The organism is Pseudomonas brassicacearum (assembly GCF_000585995.1).
GTDB lineage: Bacteria > Pseudomonadota > Gammaproteobacteria > Pseudomonadales > Pseudomonadaceae > Aquipseudomonas > Aquipseudomonas brassicacearum_A.
In genome coordinates this window covers 6,458,603-6,478,573 of the sequence record NZ_CP007410.1, presented here as the reverse complement: position 1 = coordinate 6,478,573, position 19,971 = coordinate 6,458,603, and the positions used below count along the sequence as shown (strand labels likewise).

Genomic DNA, 19,971 nt, shown 5'->3' with positions numbered 1-19,971 from the left:
CGCTTGGGTGCGCAGCGCCCACAAGAAGGGGTCGCTACGCGACCCAGCGGGAGCAAGCTCCCTCGCCACAAAGGGCCTCCACAGGAAAGCCCATTTCAACTGTTGTTTATGCGCCCTTGGCCGACGGCAGTTTCGATACCAGTCGCAGCGACACGGTCAGCCCTTCGAGCTGGTAGTGCGGACGCAGGTAGAACTTGGAGCTGTAGTACCCCGGGTTGCCTTCGACTTCTTCGACGATCACTTCGGCCGCTGCCAATGGGTGCTGGGCCTTGGTGGTCTCGGTGGAGTGCGCCGGGTCACCGTCGACGTAGTTGAGGATCCAGTCCTGCAACCAGCGCTGCATCTCGTCCCGTTCTTTGAAGGAGCCGATCTTGTCGCGCACGATGCACTTCAGGTAATGGGCGAAACGGCAGGTGGCGAACAGGTACGGCAGGCGCGCGGCCAGGTTGGCGTTGGCGGTGGCGTCCGGGTCGTCGTATTCGGCCGGTTTCTGCAACGACTGGGCGCCGATGAAGGCGGCGAAGTCGGTGTTTTTCTTGTGCAGCAGCGGCATGAAACCGTTCTTCGCCAGTTCCGCTTCACGGCGGTCCGAAATGGCGATTTCGGTCGGGCACTTCATGTCCACGCCACCGTCGTCGGTCGGGAACGTGTGGGCCGGCAGGTTTTCCACTTCGCCGCCCGATTCAACGCCACGGATGCGCGAGCACCAGCCGAAGTGTTTGAACGAACGGTTGATGTTCACGGCCATCGCGTAGGCGGCGTTGGCCCAGGTGTACTTGGAGCTGTCGGCGCCGTCGGTGTTCTCTTCGAAGGCGAAGGCTTCCACCGGGTCGGTCTTGGCGCCGTACGGCAGGCGCGCCAGGAAGCGCGGCATGGTCAGGCCGATGTAGCGCGAGTCTTCCGATTCACGCAGCGAACGCCAGCCGGCATATTCCGGGGTGGTGAAGATTTTGGTCAGGTCGCGCGGGTTCGACAGTTCCTGCCACGAGCCCATGCCCATCACGGTCGGCGATGCCGCTGCGATGAACGGGGAGTGCATGGCCGCGCAGACTTTCGACAGCTCGCCCAGCAACTCGACATCCGGTGGCGACTGGTCGAAGTAGTAGTCGCCCACCAGGCAACCGTAAGGTTCGCCGCCGAACTGGCCGTATTCTTCTTCGTACATCTTCTTGAAGATCGGGCTTTGGTCCCACGCGGTGCCCTTGAATTTCTTCAGGGTCTTGTGCAGGTCGGTCTTGGAGATGTTGAGCACGCGGATCTTGAGCTGCTCGTCGCTCTCGGTGTTGTTGACCAGGTAGTGCAGGCCACGCCAGGCGCTTTCCAGTTGCTGGAAGTCGGGGTGGTGGATGACCTGGTTGACCTGGGCGGTGAGCTTGGCGTCAATGGCGGCGATGATCGATTCGATCGACTTGATGGCGTCGTTGGACACCAGGTCAGTCTGCGCCAGGGCCTGCTCGGCCAGCGTACGCACGGCCGTCTCGACGGCTTCGCGAGCGCGCTCGGTCTTGGGTTTGAATTCTTGCATCAGCAGCGAGGCGAACTCGCTGGGTACTTCGGCAGTGCCCAGGGGCTGGGACTGATTTTCACGTACTGATTCGGTCATGATCGGGGTCCTGATTAAGCCTTAGGCTCTGCATCGGCGGGCTTTGGCGCACTGGCCAGGGCCTGCAACAGGGCAGGGTCCTTGATCGCTTTCATGATGATTTCTTCGGCGCCGGTCTTGCCGTCCATGTAGGTCAGCAGGTTGGCCAGCTGGGTGCGCGCTTCGAGCAATTTGTTCAGCGAGTCGACCTTGCGGGCCACGGCTGCCGGGCTGAAGTCGTCCATGCTTTCGAAGGTCAGGTCCAGGCTCAGGTTGCCTTCGCCGGTCAGTTCGTTGGGCACATGGAACGCCACGCGAGGCTGCATGGCCTTGAGGCGCGAGTCGAAATTGTCGACGTCGATCTCGAGGAACTTGCGATCGGCCACTGGGGCCAGAGGCTCGGCGGGCTTACCGGCGAGGTCGGCCATTACCCCCATGACGAAGGGCAACTGGACCTTTTTCTCGGCGCCGTAGAGCTCGACGTCGTACTCGATCTGCACTCGAGGCGCGCGGTTGCGCGCGATGAACTTCTGAGAACTTTGCTTCGCCACGTTGCTGCTCCTGGTCGCTTGAGCGACGGTGTTGGCGTCATCGGGGGTGCCGGTGACGTGACTGCGTGATCCGCTCGCTTTTTATTCGCTGTCTGGGCCGCGCAGGTTTTCAAATTGACTTATGCCGTCGGGAATCAGGTTGCGCACGATGGCCGCAAAGTCGGCATGCACCAGATTCTTGGCCCGATTCAACAGCACCGGCAGCGGGCTGGAGGGCTCATGACGGGTGTAGTAGGCAAGAATTCGGTCCAGGCTGCGCAGCACGTCGTCGCGGTTGTTGATTTCGCCGCTGACGGTACTGGTGACGGTGTTGCGCGGTGCGCTTGGCGCGCTGGCATATTCAGTTGGCGCGGCGTTGTCGTCGCCGCTGGCGTCGGGCAGTTCGCTGTCGCCGCTCTGCGGGGCGAATTGGCCGAGAATCTGCAAAGCCATCTTGAGCGGTTGCTTCAACGGGCCAAGGTCCACGCCCTGGGCGGAACCGACTTGATCGCTGACTTGTTGTTCGATGGACTCGGCGGCGCTGCGGGCTTCCAACAGGGCGGCGCGGGTGATCTCCAACTGCTCGGGATCGCTGTCGAGCAAGGCCCCGGCGAGTTGTTCGGCACCAAGACTTTCATCGGGAAAACTTTGCAGGCCGCTGGCGTTGGCGGCGGCGCGCAGGCTGACGGCACCGAAGGTTCGCGAACGGGCCAGGATGCTTTCGCGCAGCAGGCGAATGGTGACGTCGGACGTCAGGCCGGCGAGGGCATTGATGCGTACGGTGGGGTCGTTGTCGTCATCGGCGTCCAGGCGCGGATGCAGCTCGGCCCAGTATTGCTTGAGCAATTCGCTGATCAGCGTCAGTACACGGGCCAGGCCCGGTATGCCTTCGAGGGCCAGGGAGCTTTGCAACAGGAAATGGGTGATGCGCAGGTCTTTGCTGCGTTGCAACAAGTCCAGGCTCTGTTGCTGGATGCTGCGCCACTCAGGCGGTTCGGCAGGCAAAATCGAATCGCCCATGCTGCGCTCGGGCTGGCCTCGAGAATCGCGTTCCAGGCGCAAGAAATCCGCGTCATATTCCAGATCTTCACCGCAGGGCGAAGTCGCGGAAACGGCGGCGAGCAACAAAGGCACATCCACTTGGATCGATCTCCCTATCACCCGCTGAAGAAGTCGGGCAGTTCACACGCAAGTTTCGGATGAAACTTTGCATGTCCCTTGACGGTAATGGCGCTTTAATCGCGGTGTGATTTTAAAGTGCCATCATCTATATTCAAGAAGTTGTGCATTTTTGGTGTAGTACTTATCGCTTGTCAAGGTAAGCTATTTCGCCTGTGTGACAGTTGTGAGGCGCTTAACAACCCGCGCGACCGGTAGGTCGAAGCAGGCACCGATGCAGGTTTTTTGTCACGCAGGCCGGTTAAGATCAGCATTCATGCTGGCAAAAAGCCGTTTCGAGGTTGTTTGCAGAGGTTTGTTGGCGAGTCACCTAGGCGTAGCCCCCATAACCGCCTGCGTGCAACGACGCGACAAGAAGTATTCAGCAAGGAGGCGAGATGCCGCTGTGTTTGACTATCACTAGTTATCACAAGATTACCCCAGGCCAGTGTTCTGAAAAGTCCATGGACCAGGGGGTGATGGCAATTGGCCGCAATTCCGATAATGACTGGGTATTGCCGGACCCTGAGCGTCTGGTTTCCGGCAAACATTGTGTTATCCAATACAAAGACGGGCGCTATTACTTAACCGATAACAGCACTAATGGTGTGGAATTGGTCAAGGCCGGTATTCGTTTGCGCAAGGGCAACAGTGAGCCGCTGCAAGATGGCGAAGTGATCCGCATCGGCGATTATGAAATCCAGGCGCGCGTCGATTTCAACCTGCCGGTCACCGACAGCAATCCGTTCGCCGAATCGCCCAGCAGCTTTGAAGCCTTGATGGGGCAGCAGAGCGCCGCAGTGAATACGCCACCGTTGATGCAAGTGGCCCCACCGGCGCACTTCCAGGGCGTGTCGTCCATGGACACCCTGCCGGACCTGTTCGATTTTCTCAGCCCGACCAGCGTCCCGCCGGCCACCCAGCCTGACCATGTCCCGGCCGAACAGCATGATTTCCGTCCGCCCACGCCGATCCCCCGTCCGAGCCCGCCGCCCGTGGTCGAGCCCGTGGCGATAACGTCGGCCCCGTTGATTCCGGACGATTGGGACCTGTTCAGCGACAAGCCTGCGCCCGTGGCGATTGCCCCCGTCGCGCCGCTGCCTGTTCCACCGCCTGTAGCGCTGCCGGTGATTGAGCCGGTACCGACGCCTGTCCCTCAAGTGCCGGTCGCTGAAGTCAGCGTACCGACCGAGCCTGCGCCTTTACGTGAAGCGCCGGTCACCCGCGTCGAGCCTCCGGTCACGCCAGTCGACACTTCACAACCCGATCTGCTGCAGGCTTTCCTGCGCGGTGCCGGGCTGGATCAGTTGCGTCTGGACAAGGCCCAGACCGAAGCGCAGATGGAGAGCATCGGACGCAGTTATCGGCTGATGGTCGAAGGCCTGATCGATGTCTTGCGTGCCCGCAGCAGCCTCAAGGGTGAGTTCCGCATTCAGCAGACGATGATCCAGCCGGTGGAAAACAACCCGCTGAAATTCGCGCCCAACGTCGATGAAGCCCTGCTGTTGCTGTTGCGCCACGGCAATCAGGCGTTCATGGCGCCCGACGCGGCGGTGCGTGACAGCTTTGATGATCTGCGGGCCCACCAACTGGCGGTGATGGCCGGTGTGGAAGCGGCGATCAAGCATTTGCTGGCGCGCTTCGAACCGGCGCAACTGGAAGAGCGCATGGCCAAGCCCGGCGGGCTGTCGGGTATTTTCAGTGGCTCGCGACAGGCCCAGTACTGGCAACAATTTACCGAGCTCTACAGCAATATTTCCCGGGAGGCCCAGGAGGATTTCCAAGACCTGTTCGGTCGTGAATTCAGTCGCGCCTACGAAGAACACAGCACACGACAGCGACGCCGTTGAGCGTCGCCGTCTTATAACAATACCGATAAGCCAACAACGGATAGCTCAAACGTCATTGAGGACGCAGGATGATTCCCAGGTTTTTACTCGCAGTCGCCACCGCGCTTCTGCTGACGGCGTGCGCCAAGGATGCGGCCAGTCCCCAGCCCGAAGAAGCTGAGGCCGACACCGCCGCCGTCGAGCTGCACTTTCATGCCATCTCCGGGCTCAACCCCGGCGCCACCGGCCAGCCAGCCCCGGTCCGGGTGCGCATTTTCGAGCTGAAAAATGCCGCCACCTTTAGCCGCTCCGATTATTTCGCCCTGGCCGAACGGGCCCAGGCGACGCTGGGCGCCGACCTGATCGACCAGGACGAAGTGCTGATCCAGCCCGGCCAGCAGTTGAGCCTGCAACGCGACCTCGACCCGGCCACGCGGCACATCGGCCTATTGGTGGGCTATCGCGAGCTGGACCAGTCGCTGTGGCGCACGGTGATCAATGTCCCGGCCCGCGAATACACCGAATACCAGATCAGCCTCGATGTGCGCGCCGTGCGCAGCGCCGTCGTCGTTCCCCCATCCAGCCCTGCCCAATAAGCAATCGGAGCCCCCATGTCCTGGAACAATCGCGTGGTCTGGTCGGAAGGCATGTTCATTGGAACGCAGCACTTCCAGCAGCATGACCGTTACCTGGAAAACCTCATCGACGCTCGCAGCCGCCCGTTGTCGGCCGGCGCCTGGGGTTTTTCCGAATTGCTGATCGACCAGGGCCTGCTGGCCCAGGGCAAACTGGCGATCATCTCGGCGCGTGGTCTGTTGCCGGACGGTACGCCCTTCAACATTCCCCAGGATGACCTGGCGCCCACGCCGCTGAACGTCGACGACAACCTGCGCGATGGCCTGGTGTACCTGGCCTTGCCGCTCAAGCGCGCCGGCGCTCGTGACACCGTGGATGAAGGTGAAGACCTGGGTGCGGCGCGCTACATCAGCCAGGTCAGCGAAGTGCGTGACGACAACGCGCCGTTCGAAAACCGTGCGCCGGTCGCCCTGGGTTCCCGGGCGCTGCGCTTGCTGACCGCACAGGATGGCATCGGCGATTACGCCGCCGTCGGTGTGGTGCGCATCAAGGAAAAACGTGCCGACCGTGCGCTGGTGCTCGACGACGCCTACATCCCGCCATTGCTGGATGTCATCGCTTCCAAGCCGTTGGCGGCGTTTCGCAGCGAACTGCTGGGCTTGCTCCATCAGCGCGGCGAAGCCCTTGCCGGGCGGGTGGTGGCTTCCGGGGCGGGTGGCGCTTCGGAGATCGCCGATTTCATGCTGCTGCAACTGGTCAACCGCGCCCAGCCGCTGATCCAGCACCTGAGCCAGTTGAGCCCCTTGCACCCCGAACGGTTCTACAGCGAGCTGGTGAGCCTGGCCGGGGAGTTCTCCACCTTCACCGCTTCCGGGCGGCGACCGCAGGAATATCCGCAATACCAGCACGATGACCTGGCGTTGAGTTACGCACCGGTGATGCAAGCCCTGCGCGAAGCCTTGTCGATGCTGATCGACAGCCGCGCCACGCCGATTCCGATTGTCGAGAAAGCCTACGGCGTCCACGTGGCGATGCTGGCCGACAAGACCCTGCTCGACAGCGCCAGTTTCATCCTGGTGGTGCGCGCCGATGTACCGGCCGAAACCCTGCGCAGTCGCTTCGGCCAGCAGAGCAAGGTCGGTTCGGTGGAGCACATCCGCGACCTGGTCAACCTGCAACTGCCAGGCATCGGCCTGTTGCCGTTGCCGGTGGCGCCACGGCAGCTGCCGTACCACGCCGGTTCCACCTATTACGAACTCGACCGGGGCAGTGAGCACTGGCAGCAACTGGGCAATTCCGGCGGCTTTGCATTCCACATCGCCGGCCAGTTCCCAGGGTTGAACCTGGCTTTCTGGGCGATCCGAGGATAAACCGCGATGAGCAACGATGATCGTACCCAGTTCATGCCGACGCCCGGTGGCCGTGGCGCAGATCCTTTCCGTCCGGACGCTGGCCGTCCACAACCGACACCTGCGCCGGCACCACTGTCGATGCCGGCTGCACCGGTCCTGACCGGTAAGGCCCAAGGCCTCAACCCGTTGGAGAGTGCGGCCGGTCCGCTGCTGGCCTTGCTGACGCGCCTGCGCAGCACCATCGCCCACCCGGCCCCCGCCAGTTTGCGCGCACAACTGCTGGCCTACCTGCGCCAGTTCGAAGAGCGCGCCGAGGCCGCCGGCGTGGTGCGCAATGAGGTGCTGCTGGCCCGCTACGCCTTGTGCACCGCGTTGGATGAAGCGGTATTGAGCACCCCGTGGGGCGGCACCAGCGACTGGGGCAAGCAGAGCCTGTTGATCACCGTGCACAACGAAGCCTGGGGCGGCGAGAAAGTCTTCCAGCTGCTGGAACACTGCCTGCAAAGTCCGCGGGAACGCCTGTACCTGCTGGAGCTTTTGTACCTGTGCATGTGCCTCGGCTTCGAGGGACGCTACCGGGTGATGAACGACGGGCGCAGCCAATTGGAAGCGTTGCGCGAGCGCACCAGCGCGGTGATCCGCAGCGCCCGTGGCGACTACGAGCGTGAGCTGTCGCCCCATTGGCGCGGTGTCACCGTGGCCCGTGATCGCCTGGCGCAATTCATGCCGCCGTGGATCGCCGTGGCCATCGGCGCCGCCTTGTTGCTGGCGCTGCTGTTCGGCCTGCGCATGAAACTGGCCGCCGATGCCGAGCCGGTGTTCAAGAACATTCATTTCCTGGGTGAAATCCCGGTGCAGGCCATCGACCGTCCCGTGGTACAGCCGAAAGTGATCGAGCGCCCACGCCTGGCCGGTTTCCTGGCCGATGAAATCAGGGCCGGTCGGATTGCCGTGGAAGACGCCGTGGACCGCTCGGTGGTGACCATTCGTGGCGATGAGCTGTTCGCCTCTGGCAGCGCCAGCATCAAGGACGATTTCCAGCCGTTGATGCTGCGCATCGCCGATGCCGTGCGCAAGGTCAAGGGCCAGGTCCTGGTGACCGGCCACAGCGACAATCGCCCGATCGCCACCCTCAGGTTCCCGTCCAACTGGGCGTTGTCCGAGGCACGGGCCAGGTCAGTGCTGGAGATTCTCTCGGCCAAGACCGGTCAGCCCGAGCGCTTCAGTGCCGAAGGCCGCAGCGACACCGAGCCGCTGGCGTCCAACGCCACGACCGAGGGACGTGCGCGCAATCGTCGGGTTGAAATCACAGTATTGGCGGAGGGGGTCGAGTGAAGGCGTTTTTCAGTTTTATGACCCGCTGGGTCATCCCATTGCTGGGGCTGATCGCCCTGAGCCTGATCATCTGGTTCGTGGGCCCGCTGCTGGAGTGGCTGGTGCCCGAAGGCCGGCGCTGGGCGTTGATCATCCTGGTGTTTGCGGTGTGGATCGCCTACCGGGTGTTTCGCATCATCCAGGCCCGCCGTCAGGCCGCCGAAGTCATGCGCAGCCTGGCCGCGCAAACGCCACCCGACCCGACCAGCATCGCCACCGCCGAAGAACTCGAAACCTTGCGCCAGCGCATGGACGAAGCCCTGGCCCTGCTCAAGAAAGCCAAACTGGGCGGTGACGAACGGCGCAACCTCTACGAACTGCCGTGGTACGTGATCATCGGCCCGCCGGGTTCGGGCAAGACCACCGCGCTGGTCAACTCCGGGCTGCATTTCCCCCTGGCCGCGCAACTGGGCGCCGGGGCGGTACGCGGCGTGGGCGGTACGCGCAATTGCGATTGGTGGTTCACCGACCAGGCCGTCCTGCTCGACACCGCCGGCCGCTACACCACCCAGGACAGCGACGCCACCGTCGACAAGGCCGCGTGGCTGGGCTTCCTTGGGCTGTTGAAAAAACAGCGGGCCCGTCGTCCGATTGACGGTGCGTTCATCGCCATCAGCCTGTCCGACCTGCTGCTGGGCAGCGACGCCGAGCGCGCCGCCCATGCCGCCGCGATACGGCTGCGGATCCAGGAGCTGTACACCCAATTGGGCGTGCGCTTCCCGATCTACCTGATGCTCACCAAGCTCGACCTGGTGCCCGGGTTCATGGAGTATTTCGATACACTGAGCAAGGAAGAGCGCGCCCAGGTCTGGGGCATGACCTTCGCCCTGGATGATGGCAAGAGCAACGACAGCCCGCTGGCGCACCTGCAAAGCGAATTCACCGGCCTTGAGCAACGCCTCAACGACCGCCTGGTGGAACGCTTGCAGCAAGAGCGCGACCCGGCGCGGCGCGATCTGATCTATGGCTTCCCGCAGCAGTTCGGCGCCTTGAAAGATTGCCTGCAAAGCTTCCTCGAGGGCGTGTTCAAACCCAACGCCTTCGAAGAGCGGGTGTTGCTGCGCGGTGTGTATTTCACCAGCGGCACCCAGGAAGGCAGCCCGATCGATCGCCTGATCGGTTCCATGGCCCAGAGCATGAACCTGGACCGTCAGCACCTGGCGCGCCAGACCGGCACCGGGCGCAGTTACTTCATCGAAAAACTCTTCACCGCCGTGGCCTTCGCCGAGCGCGGGTTGGTGGGCGTCGACCCGAAAGTCGAGCGTCGGCGCAAGTGGATCGCCCGCGGGGTACTGGCCTCCACCGTGGCCGTGGTGCTGGTGGTCGGGACGTTGTGGTGGGTCAGCTACCGCGCCAACCAGGCGTACATCACCCAGGTCGACCAAAAGGTCGCGCCACTGGGCCAGACCGTGCAGAACCTCAGCCCGGCACAACGGGATGTGCTCGCGGTATTGCCGTTGCTCAACGCCGTGAAGCACCTGGCCGACGACGCTCCCGACTGGGCCGAAGGCCTGGGCCTGTACCAGGGCGACATGCTCGAAGCCGAGTCCGGCAGCGTCTATCGCAAGTTGCTGATCGCGGTGTTCGCGCCTCGCCTGCTGACGCGGGTCGAAGAACAACTGCACGGCGGCGGCAATTCGGATTTCCTCTACGAAGGTTTGAAGGCCTACCTGATGCTCGCCGACACCGAGCACTACGATGCCGACTTCATCAAGGCCTGGATCGCCCTGGATTGGGATCGCAGCCTGCCCCGTGACCTGCCGGCCGAGCAACGCCTGGCGTTGAGCGAGCATTTGCAGGCGTTGTTCGAGCGCCGTCCGCCAACCGCGCGCCTGGACCCGCGCCTGATCGAAGACCTGCGCCGGCAATTGCAGCAATTGCCCGTGGCCCAGCGCGTCTATGACCGCATCAAGCGGCAGAAACTGCCCGAGGGCGTACCGGACTTCCGCATCAATGAAGCGGCCGGGCGTGACGCCGCGCTGGTGTTCAGTCGCAAGAGCGGCAAGCCGTTGGGCGAACCCCTGAGCGGGTTCTTCACCGTCAAGGGCTACCGCCAAGGCTTCTTGCTCACCAGCCTGAGCCAGACCGGCACCCTGGCTGAAGAGCAATGGGTGCTGGGCCATGAACAGGCCGATCAGCAGAACGTCGCCAGCCTGGCCGCCGACGTCCGTCGCCTGTACTTCCAGGACTACCTGCGCCAATGGGACGCCTTGCTGGCCGATATCGACTTCGTGCCGATCACCAGCGTGGCCCAGGCCGCCGATGTGCTGCGGGTGATTTCCGGGCCGACCTCGCCGTTGAAAAAACTGCTGGTGGCGGTGGCCAAGGAAACCGACCTGCAACAGGACGAACGCCTGCTGGCCGCCCAAGGCGCGCCGGCGGGAGGCAGTGTGGACAAGCTCAAGGAGCGCCTGGGCAGCTTGCTCGGCCAGGAGCAGGCGACGCAAGACGCACCGCAGGCCAGCGATGATCCGATCACCGCGCACTTCGCCGAGCTCAACAGCATCGTCAATAAAAACGAAGGCGAACCGGCAGCCATCGATGGCCTCTTGGCCGACATGAACGCCTTGTACGTGCAGGTCAGCGCCATGGTCGGTGCCAGCGGCGACGCCTTGCTCGGCGAAGCCAAGAACCAGGCCAGCGCCGCCGCCACCCGGGTCAGCCTCAACGCTGAGCGCCAGCCGCCGTTGGTGCAGGGCCTGGTCAAGTCGGTGGTCAACTCCACCACCAACAGCATGATGGGCGGGGTGCGCAATCAACTGAACGCCGCCTGGACCAGCGAAGTGGTGAACATCTACCGCCAGTCCCTGGCCGGGCGTTATCCGATGTCGCCGGGCAGTGCGCGGGACGCGACCCTCGATGACTTCGGTCAGTTCTTCGGGGTTGGCGGGGTGATGGACAACTACTTCCGCAAATACCTGCAACCCTACGTCGACACCTCCACACCGACCTGGCGCTGGCAGCCGGGCGCGGCGCAGAAGCTCGGCATTGCCCCGGGTGTGCTGCAAACCTTCCAGCGGGCGGCGACCATCCGCGATGCGTTCTTCCGTTCCGGCGGCACTCAGCCGATGGTGCGCTTCGAGCTCAAACCGGTGGCGATGGATTCGACCATCACCCAGTTCCTGCTCGACCTTGACGGCCAGCAGTTGAGCTACGACCACGGCCCGAGCCGTCCGACCGCCATGCAATGGCCGAACCCGGGCAGCATCGGCGTGGTGCGGATCTCGATCATGCCGCCGTCCGCCAACGGTCGCTCCGGCATCACCCTGGATGGGCCATGGGCCTGGTTCCGGCTGCTGGAGCAATCGGACCTGACCGCCGGCAACTCGCCGGATCGCTTCAACCTGCGGCTGCGAGTCGATGGCGCCAGCGCTTCTTACGAACTGCGGGCCAACAGCGCCTTCAACCCGTTCAAGAGCCGAGTGCTCAGCGGCTTCAGCCTGCCGGAGCGGCTATGAGTACACCGGGCTTCTATGGAAAGTTGGCCAGCCGCGGCGATTTCGTCAGCCGTGGCTTGCCCCAGAGCTTTATCAGCCCCTGGGATTCGTGGCTGGCGGCGGGTTTGCTCGCCAGCCAGACCAGCCTCGGCGAGCGTTGGCTCGATGCCTATCTGGTCAGCCCGCTGTGGCGCTTCATGGTCGCGCCCGGCGTGTGCGGGCCGGACGCCGCGGTCGGGGTGGTGATGCCGAGTATCGACCGGGTCGGCCGTTATTTTCCGCTGACCGTCGCGGTGCTGCTGGAGCCCGACGCGGACCCGGCGTCCGTGGTGGGCGGTGCGGACGAGTGGTTTGAGCGGGTCGAGAACCTGTTGCTGAGCACGTTGAGCGTGGAGGCCAGTTTCGAGGCGTTCAACGAACAGCTGGAAACCCTCGGTAGCCCGATGTACCTGCCGCGCACCCCCAGCAGCCGCTTTGCCAGCCTGCATCGCTTCGATGCCACTGACCCGCAACGACGCATGAGTGCCCTGGCCGAGTCGGCCTGTGAAGGCGCGAGCCTGTGGTGGGGCCAGGGTTCGGAGCGCATCGCGCCCGGTTTGATGCGTTGTCAGGGGCTGCCGGCCGCTGCCGATTTTGCTCAATTTTTGCTCGGCCAAGAGGGTGTTGTGTAGATGCGTCCAAGTGCCGGAAAAGCATTCAAGTCTGCAAGCAAGAGCCACGTCGGCATGGTCCGCCAGGTCAACGAAGACGCCTGCCTGGACCTGCCGGAAAACGGCCTGTGGGTCGTGGCCGATGGCATGGGTGGGCACGCGGCGGGCGACTACGTCAGCAGCCTGATCGTCGACAGCCTGCGCAGCATCGCCGTGGGTCGCTCGCTGGACGAATACGTCGCCGCGCTGCAAAGCGACCTGCTGCGGGTCAACGCCGCCGTGCGTGAAGAAACCGCCAACCGTGGCGTGACCATGATGGGCAGCACCGTGGTGGTGTTGGCCACCCGTGACCTGCGCGGCATGTGCCTGTGGGCCGGTGACAGCCGCCTGTATCGCCTGCGCGACGGCGTGCTCGAAGGCGTCTCCCGGGATCACAGCTACGTCCAGGATCTGCAGGACAGCGGCTTGCTCAGCGAAGCCGAAGCGCGGGTGCATCCTCGGGCCAACATCGTCACCCGGGCCATCGGCGTCGAAGCGCAGTTGAACCTGGCCCTGGTCGAGCTGTTGTTGGTGCCCGGCGACAGCTACCTGTTGTGCAGCGACGGGCTGACCAAGACCGTTGAGGACGAGGAAATCCGCGAAGTGCTGAGCCACGACGAGCCCGGCGAAATCGCCAGCAGCCTGGTGTCCCTGGGCCTGATGCGCGGCGCGCCAGACAACATTACCGTGGTTGTCGTGAAGGTGCCGTCATGAGCTTGACCCTGAACATTGTCATCCCGGGCTACGACATTGAAGGGCCGATCGGTGAAGGCGCGATGGCCAGCGTCTACCTGGCGACCCAGCGTTCCCTGGAGCGCAAGGTGGCGTTGAAGGTCATGGCCGCCGCGCTGGCCGCCGACCCGACGTTCTGCGAGCGCTTCCTGCGCGAAGGCAAGACCCTGGCGCGCCTGTCGCACCCGCACACCGTCACCATCCATGACATCGGCAATGTCGGTGAGCTGTATTACATGGCGATGGAGTACCTGCCCAACGGCACGCTCAAGGAACGCATCGCCGCGGGCCTGACGCCGGAGCAGGGCCTGACCTACATCCGCCAGATCGCCTCGGCCCTGGGTTATGCCCACGGGCTGGGCCTGGTGCACCGTGACGTCAAGCCGGCCAACATTCTGTTCCGCGCCGATGGCACGGCGGTGCTCTCGGACTTCGGCATCGCCAAGTCCCTGGACGACCGCACCCAGTTCACCCAGGCCGGTTTTGCCGTCGGCACCCCCAGCTACATGAGCCCGGAACAGGCCCGTGGGCAGGACATCGATGGCCGCGCCGACCTGTACGCCCTGGGCGTGGTGCTCTACGAAATCCTCGTCGGCAAACTGCCGTATACCGGCAACGACGCACTGTCCACGGCCCTGGCGCACCTGACCGAACCGTTGCCGGAATTGCCGGTGCACCATGGCCGATATCAGGACGTGTTGCGCAAGCTGTTGGCCAAGGACCCGGCGGAGCGTTTCCCGGACGCAGCGGCGCTGCTGCGGGCGCTGGATAACCTGCCTCAAGAATCTGAAGCGACGCTGATCCGGCCGTTGTCGTTGCAACTGCCGACCACGCCGCCTCCGGTGGATGACTTGGCGGGTTTGACGCCGATGTCCATCGACATTCCCAGCGGCCCGGCTTATTCACAACCACAATCGCAGTCGAAGCCGCAGTCAAAGCCCGTTCCGCCGCCGATAAAACCGACGGTTCAATCCTCGGTGTCGGAGCAACGCAAGGGACCGGTGTTCGCCCTGGCCGCTGTCGCGGTGGCCGTGGCGCTGGCGCTGGGTGGCGCGGGTTATTGGTGGTTGGCCGGTGACGATGGCAAAGAAGTGAAGACGCCGGTGGTCACGACCACCTCGGTCAAGCCACCGGAAGTGAAGCCGCCGAAGGCCCCGGACGTGCCGGCGGTCAAGCCTCCCGTCACCCCTGCGGCCCAGCCTCCCGTGGCGACCGAGGCCGACGGCGGCCAGCGTCCGCTGTTGATGGCCGGCAAGAAAACCCTGTTCCAGCGGGTGCTCAGCAAGCCGGGGGCCACGCTCGCCGATGAACCGGGCGTCAAGCCTGGCAAGGCACTGCCGGCGTTTTCCGTGCTGTATGTGTATCAGCGCAAAGACGTCGACGGCAGCCCGTGGGTCCGGGTCGGCGCGGCCACCGACGGGCGCAGCGACGGCTGGCTGCCTGCCGCCCAGGTCAGCGACTGGAAGCAAAGCCTGGTGCTCAAGTTCACCGAGCGTTCCGGCCGTGCGCCGGTGATGTTCCTGCGCCAGCCGGGCGAAGTGGAAAAGCTCTTGGCTAACCCTTCAGCGGCCAAGAACGTGCTGCTCAAGGCCCAGCAGAACCCGACCAGCGACCAGCAAGTGCTGGCCCTGGAACCGGCCGCCAGCGCCGTGCCGCAGAACCAGTTCTACCTGCTGCCGATCTTCGATTCCCGCGAGAGCATCGATGAAAACGGCCAGCCGGTACAGTTGCTGAACGTGGCGTCCATCGACCCTGGCAACACCCCGCGCGCCGCGACCAACACGCCGATTACCACCGCCAACGCCGACGCGTTCCGTACTGCCGTGGTGCTGGTGGTGGACACCACCGTGTCCATGCAGCCCTACATCGATCAGGTCCGCGACGTGGTTCACCAGTTGCAGACCCGCATTGCCGAGCGTGGCGAGTTGGACAGCGTCAGCTTCGGCATGGTGGGTTTCCGCAGCAGCATCAAGAAAACCCCGGGCCTGGAATACGTCGCCAAGACCCTGATCACCCTCGAACAGGGCCGCGATCCGCAACGCTTCATGGACCTGGCGCGGCAGGTCAAGGCGTCCACGGTGTCGAGCCATTCGTTCAACGAAGATGCGTTCGCCGGGGTCATGGAAGCCGTCGAAGGCATGGACTGGTCCGGTTACGGCGGACGCTTGATCCTGTTGGTCACCGATGCCGGCGCCCTGCGCAAGAACGACCCGTTTGCCGCCACGCAAATGAACGAAGCCGAAGTGCGCCAGGCCGCGCTGGGCAAACAGATCAAGATCTATGCCCTGCACCTGCTCAGCGATGCCGGCAAGAAAACCCACGCTGGCGCCCAGAGCCAGTACCGCATCCTCACTGCCGACGCCAACCCGCAAATCGGTGACCTGTACATTCCGGTGCCGGGCGCCGACGTGCGCAAGTTCGGCGAGCGTGTCGACGAGATCGGTTCGGTGTTCGCCGACCTGGTGCACCAGGTGCGCAGCAACAAACCGCAAGCCGTGCCGCTGTTGAGCGCCGCGCCGAGCCTGGCGGATAAATCGGCGGCGGTCGGCTATGCAATGCACATGGACTTCCTGGGGCGTAAATCCGCCAGCCAGGCGCCGCAACTGGTCAGCGCCTGGACCGCCGACCGCGACCTGACCAACCCGGCGCTGCCGGCGTTTCAGGTGTGCGTGATGCTGACCAAGCTGCAACTCAACGACCTGCAACAATCGCTGAAGCTGATCGTCGACGCGGCCCGCAAGACCCAGAGCTCGCCCAAGGATTTCTTCCAGGAAATCGCCAGCGCCAGCGCCTACATGAGCCGCGACCCATCGGCGTTGCGCAAAGGTGGCAACCTGGCCGACGGCGGGATTCTCGGCGAGTACCTGGAAGGGCTGCCGTACCGCAGCAAGTCGCTGAACATGACCCAGGATTTGTGGCTGTCGTTGAGCGTGGCCGAGCAGGAAGACTTCATCGACGAGCTGGATTCGAAAATCCGCCTCTACGAAACCTTCCACAACGACTTGGCGAACTGGGTGCGTTTCGGCGATGCCGAGCCGGGTGATGCCTTGTACCGCGTTCCGTTGTCGACGCTGCCGTGATGCTGGACATGAGCGCAGTGCACAAAAGCCGGGGCGCCGGCAGCCAGCGCTACAGCCTGGTGATTCCACGGCTGCAACTGCGTGCCGGTGAGCAACTGGCGGTGGTTGGACCCAGCGGCTGCGGCAAAAGCACTTTGCTCGACTTGCTCGCGCTGGTGCTGGCGCCGGATCAGGCCGGGCGGTTCGACTTCAGCCCTGCCAACGCGCCGCTGGACATCGCCAAATTGTGGCGTGGGTCGCAACAAGGCACCTTGGCCGAGCTGCGCAGTCGTCACCTGGGTTATGTTCTGCAAACCGGCGGCCTGTTGGGCTTCCTGGACGTGCGCGGCAACATCGAGTTGTCGCGAAAACTGTTGGGTTTGAAGGATGACGGCAGCGTGACGCGCCTGGCTGGGCAGTTGGATATTGCCGATCAACTGGACAAGAAGCCGGCGGACTTGTCCGTCGGCCAGCGCCAGCGAGTCAGTTGCGCCCGCGCCCTGGCCCATGGCCCGCGCCTGCTGCTGGCGGATGAGCCGACCGCTGCCCTCGACCCACTGAACGCCGAGCGCGTCATGCAGTTGCTGGTGACCCAGGCCCGCGAACACGGTGTGTGTTGTGTAGTCGCCACCCACGACGAAACGCTGGCCCGCGACAGCGGTTTGCAGGTACGGCGCATCAGTTGCCGTCGCGACGACGACGGCGGCGTCACCGCCACCCTCGGGGAGGCTTGCTGATGCGCAGCGCGCTGGTGGCTTCCCTGGCCTGGCAGGATTACCGCAACGATGCCTGGCTGTCGGCCTGCTCGGTGTTGGCGCTGGTGGCGGTGGTGGCGCCGTTGCTGGTGCTGTTCGGCCTGAAGTTCGGCCTGGTCAGCAGCCTCACTGAACGCTTGCAGAACGACCCGGCCACCCGGGAAATCATTCCCTTGGGCGGTGGCCGCTTCAGTGCCGAGTTCATCGAGCAATTGGCCCAGCGTAGCGACGTGGCCTTCGCCTTGCCGCGCACCCGACAAATTGCCGCGACCGCCGATTTGAGCGGCGACGCGGCGGTCGTCACCGTGGAAATGATCCCCACGGCGGCCAACGATCCCTTGCTCGACCGCTTGCCCGTGCCCCAAGGCCTGGATCAAGTGGTGCTCAGCCAGACCGCCGCTGAAAAGCTCGGCGCCAAGGCGGGCGATTGGTTGCAGGCCAGTTTCGGTCGGCAAGTGGCCGGTCGCAGCGAGGCGCAGCGCACGCAGGTTCAGGTGTCGCACGTGCTGCCGCTGGAAGCCTTTGCCCGGGACGGATTGTTCGCACCGCTGGCCTTGCTGGAGGCGGCGGAGGATTACCGCGACGGCCGTGCCGTGCCCGCGTTCGGCTGGCCGGGTGATGCGGTGGGCGTGAGCGGGCAGCGGGTGTATCCGGCGTTTCGCCTGTACGCGCGCCGTCTCAGTGACGTCGAACCGCTGCGGCAGTATTTCGCTGGCCAGAATTTGTTGGTGTCGACCCAGGCCCAGACCATCGCACAAGTGCAATCGTTGAGCCGCAACCTGTCGATCGTGTTCTGGATCATCGCCGGGCTGGCCTTGGCCGGGGCGTTCGCGGCGATTTTTGCCGGTGCCCTGGCGGCGGTCGAACGCAAGCGCCGGGAGCTGTCGGTGTTGCGCCTGCTGGGGGTTTCCACGGCGGCGCTGTTGTTGTTTGTGGTGTTGCAGGCGCTCTACAGTGCCACCTTTGCCGCCCTGCTGAGTGCCGGGCTGTATGGCCTGGCGCAGTCGGGGCTGAACCATTTATTTGCGCAGATGCCGGGCGAGTACGCCAGCCATCTGCTGGTGCGTCACTACACCTTGGCCCTGCTGGCTGTGCTCGGCGTCAGTGCCGTAGCGGCGGCGTGTGGCGGCTGGCGGGTGGCGCGCATCCAGGCGTGTGAAGGAATTCGCGATGTATAAGTTATTGGGCGCCGCCGTGGCGTTGAGCCTGGCCAGTTTGGCCTGGGCCGATGAAGGCACTGACAAGCTGGATAACCCCAAGCCGTTGCCCGATGACGTCAGCCTGCCGCTGCCGTGCGAAGGGCAGATGGTGTTCCGTTACGTCTACATTCTCGCCCAGGGCACCCTGGACGACCGTGAGATCAGCCTCGGTTACCCGTTCAGTGAAGGCGAGGCCGGGTACCAGCAGTCGTTCATTTCCGGTTACCGGCGAGACTTTATCAACGGCCAGTTCACCCTCAAGGACCTGCCCAAGGACTGGAACACCACCATCACGCCGTTGATGCCCAAGACCGATGCCAAGACGCCGCTCAAGCCGATGCTGTACTTCATCGGCAAATACGAGGTCACCGCACGTCAGTACGCCCAGATCATGGCCCAGGCGCAATCCTTGGCCAGCGGCGAACCGGCGCCGGCCTGCGAAGCCTTGCAAGCCGATTTGCCCCAAGGCATGGCCGGGCGCTTGCCCAAGGTGAAACTGTCGAAGTTCGAGGCTGAGCGATTCTCGGCGGTGTACAGCGCCTGGCTGATGAAATACCACAAGGACTTGCTGCCAGTGAGCGGTCGCGGCACTTCTGCCGAAGATGGCGGGCTGGGTTTCGTGCGCTTGCCGACGGAAGTCGAGTGGGAATTCGCCGCCCGTGGCGGGCAGGCCGTCAGCCGTCAGGACCTGGAAGGGCGCCTGTTCCCCCGGCGCCTGGAAGGCAGTGAAAGTGATGGGCCGTTGGCCGATTGGGCGGTGTTCAACCAGGTCGCCGGTGGCACCGGGCAGGCGGCGCGGTTGATGCCTATCGGCACCAAATTACCGAACCCCATTGGCTTGTTCGACGTGGTCGGCAACGCCGCCGAGATGGTCCAGGAATCCTTCCAGTTGGTGCACGCCGGTCGCCGCCAGGGCGCCTACGGCGGCTTCGTGGTCAAGGGCGGTAACTACCTGGAAGGCGAGGGCACGCTGTTCACCGGCATGCGCCGCGAGTACCCGTTGTTCGCCGCCGACGGCACCGAACAAAGCAACGAAACCACCGGCTTCCGCGTGGCCGTCGGGGCGTTGTCGGCGCCGCGTTCGCGCTACAAGGAGCTGTTCGCCCAATGGCAGAAAGAAGGTCGCCTCGCGTCCCTGACCGATGCCATCGACGACGCCGACGACCCGACCAAGCGCCTGGACAGCATCATCGCCGCCAGCGCCGACCCGCGCCTGCAAGCCGAACTGGGGCTGGTCAACGAAGAGCTCAAGCGCAACGTCTCGCTCATCGCCCAGCAGCGCGAGGAAGCGGCGGGCAACCTGATTCAGTCGTCGGCCCTGGTGGCCGAGACCGTCAACAACTACAACATTCGCCTGACCAATCTGCAGAACAGTCGGCAGGTGGCCCTGGACGCCAAGGACGAGGCCAGCGCCCAGCTGTTTGCCACGGCCATCGACAACGGCCGCAGCGCACTCGATGGTGCGGTGGCGATTTATATCGACAACCTGGCCACCGGCACACGCTACACCGATGCCGTGATCCAGGCGCAGTTTCAACGCGTCAAGGAAGAGTTGGAGCGCAAGCCCGTACTGGGCAAGAGCCTGGTGGCGCGCGCAACGTTATTCGTTCGTCATGTCGGGGATTATCGTCAGCAAAAACGAGCCGACCCGGCGGCGATATTGAAGGAATTGCTCGCATCGAGCGCTCAGCGGTCTTGA

Annotated in this window: 14 protein-coding genes; 11 read left to right on the top strand and 3 right to left on the bottom strand. The window is 64.1% G+C overall.

Features of this window, described 5'->3' with window-relative positions; genetic code table 11:
• Positions 1 to 106 precede the first annotated feature (106 nt).
• The 3 genes from tssC to tssA form a co-directional block, all read right to left on the bottom strand.
• Positions 107 to 1,603 (bottom strand): type VI secretion system contractile sheath large subunit, encoded by a 1,497-nt coding sequence (gene tssC, locus CD58_RS28000; protein ID WP_025216164.1) that lies wholly within the window; start codon positions 1,601 to 1,603, stop codon positions 107 to 109.
• A 14-nt stretch (positions 1,604 to 1,617) separates the two neighbouring features.
• Positions 1,618 to 2,133 carry a type VI secretion system contractile sheath small subunit gene (gene tssB / locus CD58_RS27995; protein WP_025216163.1) on the bottom strand — a complete coding sequence of 172 codons (516 nt, stop codon included), beginning with the start codon at positions 2,131 to 2,133 and terminating at the stop codon, positions 1,618 to 1,620.
• An 81-nt stretch (positions 2,134 to 2,214) separates the two neighbouring features.
• The gene (tssA, locus tag CD58_RS27990) at positions 2,215 to 3,252 is read right to left on the bottom strand and encodes a type VI secretion system protein TssA (RefSeq protein ID WP_025216162.1); all 1,038 of its coding nucleotides are present in this window, start codon (positions 3,250 to 3,252) and stop codon (positions 2,215 to 2,217) included.
• 416 nt (positions 3,253 to 3,668) lie between these two features.
• On the opposite strand from tssA, the gene tagH reads away from it, so the two are divergent.
• The 11 genes from tagH to CD58_RS27935 all read left to right on the top strand — a co-directional run bounded on the left by tagH (position 3,669) and on the right by CD58_RS27935 (position 19,971).
• Entirely contained in the window at positions 3,669 to 5,120 is a 1,452-nt protein-coding gene (tagH, locus tag CD58_RS27985; RefSeq protein WP_025216161.1) for a type VI secretion system-associated FHA domain protein TagH, read from the top strand.
• A 68-nt stretch (positions 5,121 to 5,188) separates the two neighbouring features.
• Positions 5,189 to 5,695 (top strand): type VI secretion system lipoprotein TssJ, encoded by a 507-nt coding sequence (tssJ, locus tag CD58_RS27980; protein WP_025216160.1) that lies wholly within the window; start codon positions 5,189 to 5,191, stop codon positions 5,693 to 5,695.
• Positions 5,696 to 5,710: 15 nt separating this feature from the next.
• The gene (tssK, locus tag CD58_RS27975) at positions 5,711 to 7,045 is read left to right on the top strand and encodes a type VI secretion system baseplate subunit TssK (protein ID WP_025216159.1); all 1,335 of its coding nucleotides are present in this window, start codon (positions 5,711 to 5,713) and stop codon (positions 7,043 to 7,045) included.
• A 6-nt stretch (positions 7,046 to 7,051) separates the two neighbouring features.
• Complete coding sequence (locus CD58_RS27970) at positions 7,052 to 8,362, top strand: DotU family type VI secretion system protein (RefSeq protein WP_025216158.1); 1,311 nt, start codon at positions 7,052 to 7,054, stop codon at positions 8,360 to 8,362.
• A complete protein-coding gene (tssM, locus tag CD58_RS27965) occupies positions 8,359 to 11,859 on the top strand; it encodes a type VI secretion system membrane subunit TssM (protein WP_025216157.1) in 3,501 nt (1,166 codons plus the stop codon). The genes CD58_RS27970 and tssM overlap by 4 nt, the downstream gene beginning before the upstream one ends.
• Positions 11,856 to 12,509, top strand: a complete 654-nt coding sequence (tagF, locus tag CD58_RS27960; protein WP_025216156.1) for a type VI secretion system-associated protein TagF — start codon at positions 11,856 to 11,858, stop codon at positions 12,507 to 12,509. Before tssM ends, tagF begins: the two co-directional genes overlap by 4 nt.
• Positions 12,510 to 13,241 (top strand): PP2C family protein-serine/threonine phosphatase, encoded by a 732-nt coding sequence (locus CD58_RS27955; RefSeq protein ID WP_038436737.1) that lies wholly within the window; start codon positions 12,510 to 12,512, stop codon positions 13,239 to 13,241.
• Entirely contained in the window at positions 13,238 to 16,339 is a 3,102-nt protein-coding gene (locus tag CD58_RS27950; protein WP_025216154.1) for a serine/threonine-protein kinase, read from the top strand. Before CD58_RS27955 ends, CD58_RS27950 begins: the two co-directional genes overlap by 4 nt.
• Complete coding sequence (locus CD58_RS27945) at positions 16,339 to 17,055, top strand: ABC transporter ATP-binding protein (RefSeq protein WP_025216153.1); 717 nt, start codon at positions 16,339 to 16,341, stop codon at positions 17,053 to 17,055. Before CD58_RS27950 ends, CD58_RS27945 begins: the two co-directional genes overlap by 1 nt.
• Positions 17,055 to 18,251, top strand: a complete 1,197-nt coding sequence (locus CD58_RS27940; RefSeq protein WP_025216152.1) for an ABC transporter permease — start codon at positions 17,055 to 17,057, stop codon at positions 18,249 to 18,251. Before CD58_RS27945 ends, CD58_RS27940 begins: the two co-directional genes overlap by 1 nt.
• Positions 18,244 to 19,971, top strand: a complete 1,728-nt coding sequence (locus CD58_RS27935; RefSeq protein ID WP_025216151.1) for an SUMF1/EgtB/PvdO family nonheme iron enzyme — start codon at positions 18,244 to 18,246, stop codon at positions 19,969 to 19,971. The genes CD58_RS27940 and CD58_RS27935 overlap by 8 nt, the downstream gene beginning before the upstream one ends.

Excerpts from the sequence above, each read along its gene's own strand:
- tssC (WP_025216164.1), bottom strand. The coding sequence starts at position 1,603 with ATGACCGAATCAGTACGTGAAAATCAGTCCCAGCCCCTGGGCACTGCC.
- tagH (WP_025216161.1), top strand. The coding sequence starts at position 3,669 with ATGCCGCTGTGTTTGACTATCACTAGTTATCACAAGATTACCCCAGGC.
- tssJ (WP_025216160.1), top strand. The coding sequence starts at position 5,189 with ATGATTCCCAGGTTTTTACTCGCAGTCGCCACCGCGCTTCTGCTGACG.
- tssK (WP_025216159.1), top strand. The coding sequence starts at position 5,711 with ATGTCCTGGAACAATCGCGTGGTCTGGTCGGAAGGCATGTTCATTGGA.
- CD58_RS27970 (WP_025216158.1), top strand. The coding sequence starts at position 7,052 with ATGAGCAACGATGATCGTACCCAGTTCATGCCGACGCCCGGTGGCCGT.
- tagF (WP_025216156.1), top strand. The coding sequence starts at position 11,856 with ATGAGTACACCGGGCTTCTATGGAAAGTTGGCCAGCCGCGGCGATTTC.
- CD58_RS27955 (WP_038436737.1), top strand. The coding sequence starts at position 12,510 with ATGCGTCCAAGTGCCGGAAAAGCATTCAAGTCTGCAAGCAAGAGCCAC.
- CD58_RS27950 (WP_025216154.1), top strand. The coding sequence starts at position 13,238 with ATGAGCTTGACCCTGAACATTGTCATCCCGGGCTACGACATTGAAGGG.
- CD58_RS27945 (WP_025216153.1), top strand. The coding sequence starts at position 16,339 with ATGCTGGACATGAGCGCAGTGCACAAAAGCCGGGGCGCCGGCAGCCAG.
- CD58_RS27940 (WP_025216152.1), top strand. The coding sequence starts at position 17,055 with ATGCGCAGCGCGCTGGTGGCTTCCCTGGCCTGGCAGGATTACCGCAAC.
- CD58_RS27935 (WP_025216151.1), top strand. The coding sequence starts at position 18,244 with ATGTATAAGTTATTGGGCGCCGCCGTGGCGTTGAGCCTGGCCAGTTTG.